This is a genomic window from Pseudoalteromonas sp. KJ63-1 (genome assembly GCF_055808145.1).
This window is the reverse complement of the sequence record NZ_CM147855.1, coordinates 1621819-1636164: the sequence shown is the minus strand read 5'-3', so window position 1 is coordinate 1636164 and position 14346 is coordinate 1621819. Positions and strand designations below refer to the sequence as shown.

Annotated in this window: 12 protein-coding genes and 2 pseudogenes; 10 read left to right on the top strand and 4 right to left on the bottom strand. The window is 38.7% G+C overall.

The features are described 5' to 3' along the window. Positions 1-22: 22 nt before the first annotated feature. The 3 genes from ggt (at position 23) to AC0L7Q_RS07675 (ending at position 4667) form a co-directional block, all read left to right on the top strand. Positions 23-1801 (top strand): gamma-glutamyltransferase, encoded by a 1779-nt coding sequence (gene ggt, locus AC0L7Q_RS07685; RefSeq protein WP_413402044.1) that lies wholly within the window; start codon positions 23-25, stop codon positions 1799-1801. A gap of 353 nt (positions 1802-2154) precedes the next feature. Next, a complete protein-coding gene (locus tag AC0L7Q_RS07680; protein ID WP_010389997.1) occupies positions 2155-3849 on the top strand; it encodes an NAD-dependent malic enzyme in 1695 nt (564 codons plus the stop codon). A gap of 107 nt (positions 3850-3956) precedes the next feature. Then, complete coding sequence (locus tag AC0L7Q_RS07675) at positions 3957-4667, top strand: SIMPL domain-containing protein (RefSeq protein ID WP_409425461.1); 711 nt, start codon at positions 3957-3959, stop codon at positions 4665-4667. Here AC0L7Q_RS07675 and AC0L7Q_RS07670 read toward each other — a convergent pair. Continuing rightward, positions 4664-6025, bottom strand: coding sequence for a DUF2254 domain-containing protein (locus AC0L7Q_RS07670; protein WP_413402041.1), 1362 nt, complete (start codon positions 6023-6025; stop codon positions 4664-4666). The genes AC0L7Q_RS07675 and AC0L7Q_RS07670 overlap by 4 nt on opposite strands. A 121-nt stretch (positions 6026-6146) precedes the next feature. On the opposite strand from AC0L7Q_RS07670, the gene AC0L7Q_RS07665 reads away from it, so the two are divergent. The 7 genes and pseudogenes from AC0L7Q_RS07665 to AC0L7Q_RS07635 form a co-directional block, all read left to right on the top strand. Next, positions 6147-6515: an MAPEG family protein gene (locus AC0L7Q_RS07665; protein ID WP_409425459.1), complete on the top strand. Its 369-nt coding sequence runs from the start codon at positions 6147-6149 to the stop codon at positions 6513-6515. Positions 6516-6568: 53 nt separating this feature from the next. Beyond that, the gene (locus tag AC0L7Q_RS07660; protein ID WP_409425458.1) at positions 6569-7423 is read left to right on the top strand and encodes a hypothetical protein; all 855 of its coding nucleotides are present in this window, start codon (positions 6569-6571) and stop codon (positions 7421-7423) included. Further along, a complete protein-coding gene (locus AC0L7Q_RS07655) occupies positions 7420-8058 on the top strand; it encodes a sulfotransferase family protein (protein WP_413402039.1) in 639 nt (212 codons plus the stop codon). The genes AC0L7Q_RS07660 and AC0L7Q_RS07655 overlap by 4 nt, the downstream gene beginning before the upstream one ends. Positions 8059-8126: 68 nt before the next feature. Beyond that, a pseudogene (locus AC0L7Q_RS07650) lies at positions 8127-8698 on the top strand (MiaE family protein). A gap of 181 nt (positions 8699-8879) precedes the next feature. Then, entirely contained in the window at positions 8880-9848 is a 969-nt protein-coding gene (locus AC0L7Q_RS07645; RefSeq protein WP_409425455.1) for an ATP-dependent 6-phosphofructokinase, read from the top strand. A gap of 49 nt (positions 9849-9897) precedes the next feature. Beyond that, entirely contained in the window at positions 9898-10035 is a 138-nt protein-coding gene (locus tag AC0L7Q_RS07640) for a hypothetical protein (protein WP_409425454.1), read from the top strand. Between the two features lie 12 nt (positions 10036-10047). Beyond that, positions 10048-10299: pseudogene (locus AC0L7Q_RS07635) on the top strand (DUF1090 domain-containing protein); the annotation flags it as partial. 320 nt (positions 10300-10619) lie between these two features. Here AC0L7Q_RS07635 and AC0L7Q_RS07630 read toward each other — a convergent pair. The 3 genes from AC0L7Q_RS07630 to AC0L7Q_RS07620 are packed head-to-tail and all read right to left on the bottom strand — an operon-like array spanning position 10620 to position 14343. Further along, positions 10620-10919 carry a hypothetical protein gene (locus AC0L7Q_RS07630; RefSeq protein ID WP_409425453.1) on the bottom strand — a complete coding sequence of 100 codons (300 nt, stop codon included), beginning with the start codon at positions 10917-10919 and terminating at the stop codon, positions 10620-10622. Then, a complete protein-coding gene (locus AC0L7Q_RS07625; protein ID WP_409425452.1) occupies positions 10916-11209 on the bottom strand; it encodes a hypothetical protein in 294 nt (97 codons plus the stop codon). The genes AC0L7Q_RS07630 and AC0L7Q_RS07625 overlap by 4 nt, the downstream gene beginning before the upstream one ends. Then, entirely contained in the window at positions 11209-14343 is a 3135-nt protein-coding gene (locus AC0L7Q_RS07620; protein WP_409425451.1) for an SUMF1/EgtB/PvdO family nonheme iron enzyme, read from the bottom strand. The genes AC0L7Q_RS07625 and AC0L7Q_RS07620 overlap by 1 nt, the downstream gene beginning before the upstream one ends. Positions 14344-14346: the final 3 nt, after the last annotated feature.

The following is a 14346-nucleotide window of genomic DNA, read 5'->3' as shown; positions in this document are numbered from 1 at the left end:
AATTTAAGTTTATTAAGTAATTATGAATTTTAAGCTCAACTGTTTATTCGCACTGACCCTAAGTGCCCTATCTTTTCCTTTGTTTGCACAAAGCGCTAACACAATTGAAACACGTGAACCTGAAGCGGCTACAGGCGTTGTACAAAAACAATTAGTGGCTGGCGATAAGTACATGGTAGCCGCCGCTAATCCGTATGCTTCACAAGCAGGTAAAGCCATTTTAGCGCAAGGCGGCAGTGCGGTTGATGCCGCTATTGCCACCCAATTAGTACTTACATTAGTCGAGCCGCAATCATCAGGTATTGGCGGTGGTACCTTTATGATGTATTACAATAAAGCGAATAATAAACTCACCAGCTTTGATGGCCGTGAAACCGCGCCGAGTAATGCCGATGAAAACCTGTTTTTAAATAAACACGGCAATGCAGTCAAATGGATTGAAGCGGTTGTAGGTGGACGCTCTGTAGGCGTACCCGGTATTTTACATGCATTTGCCAGCGCCCATAAACAATACGGTACCTTACCTTGGCCTAGCTTATTTAAACCTGCGATTAAACTTGCTGAGCAAGGGTTTGAAGTATCGCCTCGGTTACATGGTTTACTGGTTAGACAATTAAACCCAGGCGTAATGACTATGCCGGTGATTAATGAGTATTTTTTCCCTAATGGCAAAGTAATTGAAGTCGGCAGTATTAAAAAAAATCAGCCATTAGCTAATTTATATAAAGACATTGCTTCTAAGGGAATAGATGCATTTTACAAAGGCGATAACGCTAAAGCTATGGTAAAAGCAGTACAGCAGTCAAAAATTGCGCCTGGTAAATTATCTGAGCAAGATCTAGCTAATTACAGCAGTAAAGAGCGTGCACCCGTTTGTATAAAATACCGAGTTTATAATGTGTGCTCTATGGCGCCACCAAGTAGTGGCGGTATCTCAGTACTACAAATTTTAGGTTTGCTTGAACACAAAGACATGGCTAGCATAAAAGCCAATAGTGCCGAGGCAATTCATTACTTTAGCCAAGCGTCACGTATTGCGTTTGCCGATCGTAATAAATACATAGGCGATCCTGACTTTACCCAAGTACCTACTCAAGAGTTATTAAATAAAGACTATATTGCCACCCGCGCAAAATTAATTACTGAAAAAGATCAAAAAGCATTGCCAGGCAATCCAGTTGATCACTTAAGCTATGCAAATGATGACTCTTTTGAATTGCCGTCTACATCGCATGTATCGATTGTTGATAGCAAAGGCAATGCTGTTTCAATGACCAGCTCTATTGAAATGGCGTTTGGCTCAACAGTGATGGTAAATGGTTATATTTTAAATAATCAGCTGACTGATTTTTCACTTTCGCCACGTAAAAATGGCAAATTAATGGCTAATAGGGTAGAAGCGCATAAACGCCCGCGTAGCTCAATGTCACCGGTGATGGTTTTTAACCAAGATGGCAGCTTACGTTTAGTGGTGGGTTCCCCTGGTGGGAGTCGTATTATTGATTATGTTGCGCAAGTTGTTATTGGTGTTTTAGATTGGGATTTAAATGCACAACAGGCCATTAATTTACCGCGCACTACTAATCGTAATGATTATACTAGCCTTGAGAAAGGTACTGAACTTGAAGCGCTTGTACCTGAGCTTAAAAAGCGAGGCCATGATGTACGTGTTATTGACCTAAACTCAGGCTTGCATGCGGTAGAGGTAAAAAACAACCGTTTGTATGGTGCTGCCGATCCGCGCAGAGAAGGGATGGCGTTATCTGATTTAAGTAATAATAAAGCCTCATTTAAATTTTAAAACATGTATAATAAACAGCAGGTTTGCTGCCTGCTGTTTTAAATATAACAGATTAATAGTTAATAACTATTTGATTGAAAATAGCATGTTAACTAACGTAAAAAATTAGCAAATCTAAAAATAGCCGTCAGTGTTGTTACCATTAAAAAAGAAATCGTTTGTTTAATGTGCGTTTAATTTTTAAATCCACAATCGGCAGCTAACATATTCACCAAATATGAGAGGCTTTATACTAAAGTAGCGCTTGTATTTGAACATTTTCAATGGTCTGACAAGCTTAAATGTCATTGCAATTTAGCCTTTAACAATGATAATGGCAGATCATTATTTAAGATTCAGTAAAGCTTGGAAATATGACTACAAATACCGATCCAAATTATCTTTATATTCCTTATTCTGGCCCAGGCCTAATTGAAACCCCATTATTGAATAAAGGAAGTGCTTTTAGCCAAAAAGAACGTGAAAACTTTAATCTTGCAGGTTTACTTCCTCCTCGTTACGAAACAATAGAAGAGCAAGTTGAGCGTTGTTACCAACAGTACTCAAGTTTTAATGACAATTTAAATAAGCACATTTATTTACGCGCTATTCAAGACAATAACGAAACGCTTTACTATCGTTTAGTGCGTGATCATATTGAAGAAATGATGCCTATTATTTACACCCCAACGGTGGGTGATGCCTGTGAGAAATTTTCTGATATTTATCGTAGTGCACGTGGCCTGTTTATTTCCTATGAAGATCGTTTCCAAATCGACGATATTTTACGTAATGCCACAAAAGGCAAAGTAAAAGTTATCGTGGTTACCGATGGCGAACGTATTTTAGGTTTAGGTGACCAAGGTATTGGCGGTATGGGTATTCCAATTGGTAAGCTTTCTTTGTATACCGCCTGTGGTGGTATTAGCCCAGCGTATACATTACCGGTTATGCTTGATGTAGGCACGAATAACGAAAAACTATTAAACGACCCAATGTACATGGGTGCACGCCATAAGCGTATTGCGCAAGATGAATACGATGAGTTTTTAGATTTATTCATTAAAGCGGTTAAGCGTCGTTGGCCAAGCGTGTTACTGCAATTTGAAGATTTTGCACAACCAAATGCTATGCCATTATTAAAGCGTTACCGTAATGAGATTTGTAGCTTTAATGATGACATTCAAGGCACTGCATCGGTTACTGTGGGTTCATTATTAGCAGCGTGCCGTGTTAAAGGTGCTAAACTATCGACTCAAAAAGTTGTGTTTGTAGGCGCAGGATCTGCAGGCTGTGGTATTGCTGAACAAATTGTTAGCACTATGGTGGCCGAAGGAATCAGTGAAGCACAAGCTCGCAGCCAAGTATTTATGGTTGACCGTTTTGGTTTATTAACTGATGGCATGGAAGGCTTACGCGACTTCCAACAAATGTTAGCGCAACCAACGAGCTGCCTAGCCGATTGGACTTACAGCGGCGAATACGCGTCATTATTAGATGTAATGCACTGTGCAGAACCAGATATTTTAATTGGTGTATCAGGTCAACCGGGCTTATTCACTGAGCAAGTTATTCGCGCTATGCACGCAAACTGTGAAGCACCTATTATTTTCCCGTTAAGTAATCCATCTAAACAAGTAGAAGCTTACCCAGAAGATGTTATTAAATGGACTGATGGTAAAGCGATTGTAGCTACAGGTAGCCCATTTGAGCCTGTTGTTTATAACGGCGTTACTTACCCAATTCCTCAATGTAATAACAGCTACATTTTCCCAGGTATTGGCTTAGGTGTAATTGCTGCTAAAGCAACGCGTATTACCGATGCGATGCTAATAATGTCGAGTGAAATGTTGGCAGAGTCATCACCATTAGCTAATACGGGCAAAGGTAGCTTATTACCTGCGCTAACAGAAATTGAAACACTAAGTAAACGTATTGCATTTGCAGTCGCTAAAAAAGCAATTGAAGAGGGCGTTGCTCTTGAAATTTCAGATGATGCTCTGTGGGCAGCCATCGACAGAAACTACTGGTTACCGAAGTATCGTAACTACAAGCGTTGCAGCATTTAATGCTTCATTACTAAAAAACAGGCTTTTGCCTGTTTTTTTATGCTTGTTCATCTGCAATTAACCACATAAGGTGTTAACTAAGGCAATCAATTTAAAAGGATAGACCTATGAAAACACTTTCGATTTTAACGGCTGCTTTGCTAAGCACGTCAGCCTATGCAACTAATGCCCCAGAAGAGCCACATATCTATGTAAAAGGTGAAGCATCGGTAACGACTATGCCCGATCATGTTTTATTAACAGTGGGTATTACTGAAATAGATAAAAACTTAATTGCTGCAAAAAAACAAACTGATACTACGATGGCCAGTGCAATTAGTTTAGTAAAAAAACTAGGTGTAGCTGATGCAGATATTAATGCTGGTCAAATCTCAATCTATCGCGATAATCAATATAACCGCGAAACAGGTAAGCAAGAGTTTACCGGATTTAAAGTATCCAGAACGCTTACAATTAAACTATCTGCGATTAATAAATACCCTGAGCTTTTACAAAGTTTAGTTAATAACGGAATTAATGAAATTAGACAGACGCAGTTTTTAGCCAGCAACTATGATGAGCTGCACAAAAAAGCACAAAAGTTAGCAATTAAACAAGCTAAAACAGCGGCAAAAGAGTTAAGTGATGATTTTGATGTTGAATTGAAAGGCTTATATAGTGCGTCTTTAAGTCCACTTGATATGCCATCAGTACCTTACATGCGCAGTGAAAAAGTAATGATGGCTGATGGTGCACCGAGTAACTATGTACCCGATGCATATCATGCTGGTGAAATTACAATAAGCGCATCAAGTTATGCAATTTATTATATTGATTAATCTCTTATAGGTGGGTGGCGCTCGAATCGTGCCACCAACTGCTTTCCTTGTGATTCACTAATACGCACAATGGCATACAGCATATTGCTAATTTCTTGACGATCGTATTCGTTAACTATGTACTGATTAATATCATCAACAATGGCATTTAAATAATTAAATACGCTATTACGTGCATTTACATTCTCATTAGCAATAAATAAAATATTTTTGAATGCTTCAATAACGTTAGTCATTACATAGGCATCGGCTTTTGCATAATTGCGTAAAGGGGTGAAGTTATCATGAAGCAGTTCATCAAAACTTGTTTCATGAAAGTACAACAATGGTGGCTCATCTGTTTGATAGCATGAATAATTTATTGCATTAATCTTTAGTCGTTCTATTAATAATATACTGAGCATATCAATAGATTTAACTGCAGTACCCGGGTCGTTTATTCCAGGGCTCATAGCTTTTACGGCAATTTCTGATATTTGCGTTAACCCATAGCGGTAATGGTCGCTAATGTATTCTTCTATATAAAAAATAAAGCAGTCTAAAATTTTCTCAATTAACTCTTCGTTCTCAGATATGTCCTTATTACACTTTAAAAACGGGTAACCTTTAACTGTAAAATAACCTTGCTTAACCGTAATAAACAGCTCAATATTTTCATCTGCTAGTAGGGCACATAATTTATTAGTGTGAACCCCTTTGTAGTAACCCTCAGTTGTACTGTTTATTGAATGCCAGTTTGAAAACTCGGGAAAGTTATCAACGGGGTTTTCGTCTTGCATATTGATAATGTCTTGAATTTCTTTTTTTGTTTGCCTAAACAAGCCATTTAATACGTTATCTACTTGTATTGCTTTTGAAATTGAATGAATAAAAAATACAAATAACCCTAAAGATATTAACCCAAAAACAAGCGCAAACAATACGCCAAGAGAGGGAATCGCGGTGTTGCCATTATCGAGTTTGTTTATATTTATCAGCATTATTATTGAATAAATAATACTACCTAAATAAAACCCTAATACCATTTGGTGTGATTTACGGGTAATGAGCCCAGGAACAACTCGGGGGGATAAGCTAGCACTGGCTGAATTCAATACCACCATTACCATAGAAAAACTAAATACGGTTAGCGAAATAATACTGCCGGCGAGGGTACTTAGAATAGTGCGTGCGTTTTCTGCGCTATCAACTAATATAAATGAAATTAGTGATTTAAGTTTTTCAATAGGGGCTAAGTACTCGACTGACATTGTCAGTACGGCAAAAAATAAAAAAGCAACGGATAATAAAGAGGGATAAAATCCAATACTGTTAATTATTTCGCGATAGCTATTGGTTATTTTTGTTCGTAAATACATATAATCCTTATTTATTATAATCCAACATATAAATCACTCTAGCATATATGATACTAAAGTAAGTGATTTTACAGCTTAAATTATGTGTTATTATTGTTTGAAAATTAAATGGAAAAACACTGTGATTATATCAAGTTATGCGGCTTTACTGGCATTATATTATATTTACCTGAGTATTAACGTTGTAAAAATACGCAAGGCTGAAGGCATTTCACTGGGTAATGGAAGCCATCCGTCACTTGAGCGCGCAACTCGAGCTCATGGGAATTTTATTGAGTATGTACCCATTAGCCTAATTTTACTGTTCTTATTGGAGTATCAGGGTTTAGCGAGTCATTATATGCATGCGCTCGGTGGTTTGCTATTTATTAGCCGGGCACTTCATGGCTCTGCTATCAGCACTAACAATTTGAAAGCACGCGCATTAAGTATGGTGATGACTTTCGCTATCATCGTTGTTAGTGCCTTTATATTATTACTAAGTCGATAAAAACAATGCGACTCGCTATTGTTTTTTCAGCTTGTTATTTTTTTAGCTTGGCTATGCCGGCTGTATGGGCTGTAGAAAACAATAGTAAAAATGATACCTTACAAGTTGTCTACCCAAAAACAATGCGCAGTGGCGAAAATGAAATTTTATATCCACTCGTATTATTAAGAGCCGCTTTGCAATCCAGTGGTCAAAGTTTCACATTAAATGCTTCAAGTATTTCTATGGCGCAAAGCCGTTCTTTAAAACAAATTATTCATAACGACGAAGTCAATGTTGCATGGACTATGACTTCAAAGCAGCGAGAGCAAGAGCTATTGCCTGTTAGAGTCCCTATTTTTAAAGGTTTATATGGTTGGCGCTTATTGGTAACCACACAAAATAAGCTTAATAATTTTACGAGCATCAATAGCCTGAGTGATTTCAAACAAATACATTTTATACAAGGACATGATTGGCCTGATACACAAATATTATTAGATAGCGGTTTAACTGTAGCAACATCAATTGAATATAGCTCTTTGTTCAAAATGCTAATTAAAGGCAGGGGTGATGTATTTCCTCGTTCGTTGCTTGAGGTTGAAATGGAGCTAAATACGTTTAAAGATGATACAGGTGGAAAATTAGCAGTAGTGCCACATTTAATGTTGCAATATCCAACCGCCATTTACTTCTTTTTTAGTAAAGACAACCCAGAAATTGCGCAAGCTGTTGAAAAAGGGCTTGCAATTATGCGTAATAACGGTGAGTTCGACCGTTTATTTAATGCCTATCATCTCAGTGCATTAGAGTACGCAGATATCAAAAATAAGGTTATTATTAGACTAAAAAACAATAACTTACCATTATTAACACCACTTGATGATACGTCACTTTGGTTTTCAGAAAAGATAATTAATACCCCATGACACAAAAAATATTTATTATTGGCTTGCCGCGTACCGGTACCACTAGTGTATGCAATGCATTTTTACATTTTGGTATACCTACTGCCCATACTGCATACACTACTGCCTGCTTTGATAATGCGCTCGCAATTGCAGACACTCCCATATTTAACGATTATCAAGCATTAGATAAATACTACCCAGGCGCAAAATTCATATATTTGAAGCGAGATCTTGCTGCTTGGTTACCTTCTATTCGTCAGCTTTTACAGCGAATGCACACTAATTTAACCCGTGCAGATGGTGGCTTTAATATTCATTTAAAACGCTGTTATATGAATACCTTTAAAGGCTTATCACTTAATAATATAAACAACGATCAGTATTTAACTGATTGTTATAAAAAGCATATTAATAATGCTAAGGCTTATTTCAGTAATCGAGAAGATGACTTTTTATCTATTGATATAGCCAATCCGGACAGTTTTAGTCAGCTCTGTGATTTTTTAAATATAAGCTCTGAAATACGAGGATTTAAAAAGATGAATATAGGCGGTAAAGTCACCGCGTGGAATGATATAAAGCACCCATTAAAAATTGAGTCGACAGCGAAAGGGCGGATAGATAAATTTTTACCCTATGAGAGCCAAATTTAAACCATGAGCAAAGATTTTTATTTTTAAATACGCTAAAATCCACGCATTATTTTATAAGTTGTATCCATATGTTTGAATTAAAATACCACACCCCATTTGAATGGACCGAAGTTGTTTTAGCTGACTTTGAAACTTTTTTACAAGACCACGCCGCTGCTGAAAAAAAGCATCGGGCATGGCCATGTCTATGCTTTCACATTATCCAGATAAGCGTAAGTTAGTTAAAGCCATGACTGACTTAGCACTAGAAGAGTTAATTCATTTCAAGCAAGTGCTGAAATTACTCATTGAACGCGATACTAATTTAGGTGACGATAAAAAAGACCCTTACATTAAACAAATACGCGCTCACTTTAGACATGGTCGCGATGGTTTTTTAATGGACAGGCTACTTGTTGGCGGTGTAATTGAGGCTAGGGGACACGAGCGATTTTCTTTAGTAGCCGAAGCATTACCTGAAGGAAAAGAAAAAGATTTTTATGTCGCCATAGCTAAGTCTGAAGAAAAACATAAAAACTTATTTGTAGAGCTCGCTTACGAATACTTTGATAAACAAGAAGTTGATGATCGTTTAGAAGAGTTATTAACAATAGAAGCAGAAATTTGTAAAAATATACCGTTTACTGCTGCTCTACATTAATACCTAACCATGGCATGTTGATAGCAAGTTAGCATGCCAATATAAATACTTCCCTCTATTGTTATGAAATTTTTTTTAATAACGCATAACTAGATCAACTTAACTGCACTTAGTTAACACTGCCCAACAATAAACAGCTATTATCATTTTAATGTATAACTTGCTTTAAGGACGTGAACTGATGCAACCAATTCATCATATTGCCGTGCTTACCTCTGGAGGTGATGCTCCGGGAATGAACACCGCTTTATTTGCCATCGTAAAAACCGCTCAACAACAAGGCATAAAAGTGTCAGGAGTTCGAAAAGGATATGAGGGTTTAATTGATAATGATTTAGTGACACTTGATTGCAAAAACCTGCAACAAAGTATGCACTTGGGCGGTACCGTTTTAAAAACCGCACGTAGTGAAAGGTTTAGAACTCATACCGGCAGACAGCAAGCTTTAGCTACAATTGAACATAATAATATTGATGCATTAATTGTGATAGGTGGCGATGGTTCTTTTAGAGGCTGCTTATGGTTATCACAGATAACCAATATCCCTTATATTGGCATTCCCGGCACCATAGATAACGACATTGCAGGCACAGATTACACCTTAGGATTTGATACAGCAGTAAACACATCAATGCAATGTATTGATAATATTAGAGATACTGCAGAATCACATAATAGGGTGTTTGTTATTGAAGTTATGGGACGTGATTCCGGATATATTGGTACTTATGCAGGTTTAACCTCTGGTGCCGACTCAGTATTGATCCCTGAAAATGACAAAGATATCGATGCTTTATTGCTAAAGATTAGCGATTATCATAGCGAACATGCATTTATCGTGGTGGTGTCTGAGGGCGATGAAATTGGTGTTGAACATGTATGTGAAAAAATAACTGCCGTAAATTCGAGTATTGATTTACGTGTAACTAAGCTAGGGCACTTACAGCGCGGCGGAAACCCGTCGGCGGCAGATCGGATGTTGGCCATTAGACTGGGTGTACAAAGTGTAAAAGCATTATGTGCAGGAAAAAGCGCAAAAATGGTGGGTATTTTAAATAACGCAGTCGCTAATACACCTATGCAAAATGTTGTAAAACAACATGTAATTAGTGACGAGCTACAAGGGCTGTTATCTGTATTTTGTAGATAGTCAGTAATTAAGTTTAAATAAGCATAATAACTAAAATGAGGAACTATAAATGAAATATTTAAAAGGGATAGCAATAAGCCTGTTTTTGGTAAGTTCAGCAAGCGTGTTAGCTCAAAATAATTGTATTGGATTAAACGGCTGTGAAAAGAAAGCCTGTGAGGTGAACCAAGAATTATTAACTGCATAACAACAAGGTAATGATCATAAGGTCGCTGGCTTTGAAAAAGCACTAAAGAGTATAAATGCACATTGTAGCGACGAAGGATTAATTACAGAGTTTCAACAAAAAATAGATGATACAAATTCAGAAATTGAAGAATATAAAATCGATCTTAAAAAAGCTAAGCGCCAAGGTAAGCATGACAAAGTTGAAAAGTATCAGCAAAAGCTAAACGACGAAACTAAACAACTTAAGCAATTAATTGATGAGCTAAATAGTTTGGTTGATTAAAATGTAATTACAGAGTTTTTATATTTAACAAAGTAGAGCATTTTATTGAATATAAATATTATGCGATAAAAGGGATAAAATACCGTGTTTATAAGTGACGTAATTGTAAGCCGCCGCAGGAATTTAGAAAAAAAGACGCTAGATTTTAGAATTTATGATTATGTTAAATAGAAGCTCTTTTACTTTGTTTTAAGTTCAATGTGCTGCGATTTCAAAGCTGTTTAAAGAGTGTTTAATGTAGCTTTGAAAATAAAGGTTTAAACGATGTTTAAACCCTTTTTAAATTTAAACTTTGAAAGTTCATTTTGGGCAGGCGGGCATTACTCGTAACAATCTTGATCAGACTTAACCCCCTTATGCCAATCGCCCTCAATACAATGGCGCATTTCATGCTGCATGCAAACAGGGTAACGCTGCAACTTTATAAAGCACACGCCGCCAACGGTTTGATGCCGCCCCATTGTAGGTAAGTTAACGTCTTGCTCTATAACAAAGTTTCCCGTTGCTGTTTTAAACGGTTTAACTTCGTCGGCTTGTTTGGCTTCGAAACCACCTAAAAAGAATACAACTAAAATTAAAAAAACTAATATTATTGCAGATGTTATTGCTATTTTGTTCATTCGGGCACCTCATCCGGCGGGGTGAAATGTTGGTTAACTTCGCTTACTTCACTGATTGAGCAAACAACGGGGTTAGTTAAGCCTGCTGTTAGCGCTTCAATAATTTCAGCGCTGGTTTTACCCTGTTCAAACGTTTCACCACCATGCTCGCTTTTTATTACGGGCAACTCGGGTGGCGTGGTCACTAACAGGCGGTGGCCATTAATGAGTGGCGCATAAGGAAAGCGATGTTTTTCGTACGCCTCCCAAAACGCGGCGGTAACATAAATATAAACTTGTTGTTGTAACATTATAATTCCTCTTGTTTTTTCCAAATGAGTGGTGTGAAATTTGCCATGGTGGCCGTTATAGTGCCAACCGTGGGCTTTTGTGTAGCGCCTTGGCTGCGGTTGGTGAGTGGTATTTCTAGTAGTATCTCACTACTTCTCCTATGTCTTACGTTATATATTGCAATGCCTAGCGGAGCGCTTACCGCGCCTTGGCTAGATATTCCCCCACCTAAGCCACAAATTTGGCTATTAATATACAGCCCGATTTTTAGCTTATTTACCCCACTTGTAGGTATTTTTGTTACGTTTTTAGTTATTGCCTGGTCGTTTATCCTTGTTAAGTTATAGTCCAAATTTGATGTATCAAATGTTTGACCATCAAACCCTGATGATAAATAGGCTGCACCGCCCAAAGTATTAAAAAATCGAGCGTATGGTTTACCTATTTCCTGACCTATAAAATCAAATTCGAGTATATCCCCCGCTCTCATATCCAAAGGTTCACTAAAAACCCACGCCTGAGTCTCACCATCTGGCACGGCATAATGAATAGCCTCTGTCCCCTCACGTTCCCACACTAACGGCGTATAGTTCGCTATTGTCGCGGTTATCTCTCCGACTGTAGGCAATTGCACCGCACCTTGTTTTTTATTTGTGAGTGGCAGTTGTAGTACAACTTCGCCAGCTATCTCTACTTCAAAATCATAAAACAAACCACCAAAGTATGTATTACTAAACTTACATAAGCGGTCAAAAGTCCATGCTGCCGTCGCGGACCTAGAATAGATTTTTTCACCCTCATTTATTTGGGCGTATAATTTCCCTTGCTCTCTTATAAGGGTTACTTTTCTTACCTCACCATCCCTAAGAAAAACTATTTGCTGTTGTATAAATCCAAAATAGCTTTCCTCGTCATAGCCTTGTAAGTTATTACTCTGAGAACTAGGCAAAAACCTAAGCCAAGTAGAGGTGCCAGTCGAGTTCTCAAACAACCCTTCATAAGCATCATTAAAGCCCTGAACATAGAAACTTACTTTAAAGTCAGTATTTGCGGGGATTTCTAAAGGTCTACTTAAGTTATAATACTGAGTCTCACCATCAGTTCTAGGAAGATAACGCGGCTTTTGCAGTAATTCATAATCACTTTCATTTTCAAATAGGGCAGGGCGAAACCCGACCGAACTTAACTCAGAGGTACGGTTATAGTGCAGGTTCATAGCCGCTAACCCTGCAGCGTCACCCATAAAGAACGCGCCCCCTCGAAAGGGCAAGCGCTCACCAAAGTTGCGAGTAAATAACTTACCCGTTAAAGCAAGTAAATCTGTTGGGCACTCCAACGCTAGCTGACGCATTAATTCATTACCTGTATAGCTTTGGGATTTTAAAACGGCATTGAACGGGTTAATGGACGAATAGCCTAAGTTGTGGTTTTGGCCAACTTCACCAAGTATATTAAGCAGTTCATTGTTTAAGGTTATATTTCGGTCTGTTGGGTTATCCACATCGTAATAAACGTCGTGGCGCTGCCATGCGTATTCTGAGATTTCATCATTGTTTTCATCAGGGCAAATAATCTGGCCGTCTTGCATTTTAAGCTGGTCGACCCACTCCCACACATTTCCCACTAAGTCGAATACACCAAAGGCGGTACCGTCGTGGCTCCATGTGTTGGGGCCTGTGCCTGTACCTGTAAAACCCGCGCTACTTGAATCACCAGGTGCAAGGTTGTCTACGCGGCGGCCACTTTCATTTTTAGCATCGTGGGCGCGGCCTCTGTCTGTGTTGCCTCGTAATGTTTGGCCGTGAGCCAGTGATAAATACGCAACCGCTGCCCACTCTGAATTGCTGGCCATGTGCCAGTTTTCGCCTTTGCTTTGGCACAGCGCCTTAGCATCATCAAAGTTAATATTAACTAACGGGGTTGCGCCCTCAATGACACTGCAGCCACCGGCTAAACTTTCACTGGCTTGATATTTACCATACCAAAACCCGCGCATTTCTTGGCCTTGCTTAATAAACGCGGGGTGGGTACCAGTTCCTAACTGACAATCAATACCCCATTTATCTAAAATGGCTTGGTTAATATCTTCACAATTAAACTTGTTGATCCACACCATCACGTTTGGGTTGCCTTGGTTATCCCAAAAAACCGAGTTTCTGCCCGCACTGGCTGCTTCAATTGTTTTGGTATAGGCTTCACGGTCACGTTCAGTAATCGCCACCATCGCTTCATCAATTGAGGTGGCAAGCGCTTGGGATGATTCTAATTCCATTTGCTTAATTGTTTTAAGGGTGGTGGTGGTACCGTCGGCGTTTAAAAAATCAACTTCACCAAGCTGTGTTTGCCAATCGTGCATAGCTTGGGTGTTATCAATCGCATTATCAATTGTGCTGTTTAAACTCGCCGTGGCCGTATTAGTTTGCTCTAAAGCGGTGTCAATTTGGGCTTGAGCTTGCACCATGTTTTGATTTAACGTGCTTGAGGTGACCATGGTGGAGGTGGCCACTTCAATAGCCGAATCAAGCTCAGCTTTAGCCGCCATCGTGGTATTTAACGCATTGGCAATGGCTTCATTATTTGATTCTACCGCACCCACTAAAGCGTTATTGGCCTCAAGCTCTAACTGCTTAACAGTTTTAACTGTGGTGGTGGTACCATCTAAATTAGTGAACGTGACTTCACCAAGCTGTGTTTGCCAATCAAGCATGGCTTGTACGTTAGCGCTGGTACCATCAACGGTTGATTGATAATCCAGCTCCATTTGCTTAAGTGTTTTAACGAGCGTTTTAGTGCCGTCAATATTCTTAAACTCAACTTCACCGAGTTTTGTTTGCCAGTTTTGCATGGCTTGGGTGTTGTCGTTCACTAACGTATTGGCCGCTTTAAGCGCTTGGGCTGTTTCTCTAAATTCAACGGTGGTAGGTATAACAATCGCGGGTTGGCTCGCTTGGTTCTCATTTTTCCAAAGTTCTACAAGCTCAATAAAAGGCGTATTATTGTCGTTAAAATAAACGCGGTTAATTTCCATCGGCGCAAATTGGCCAATACACAAAAAATCACCCACGCTTATATTTTGTGGTAACTCACCACTGTTAATAACAACGTCACGCGAACCGTTGTTTATGCTTACTTCACTGGCGGTATAGGTTGCCATGGT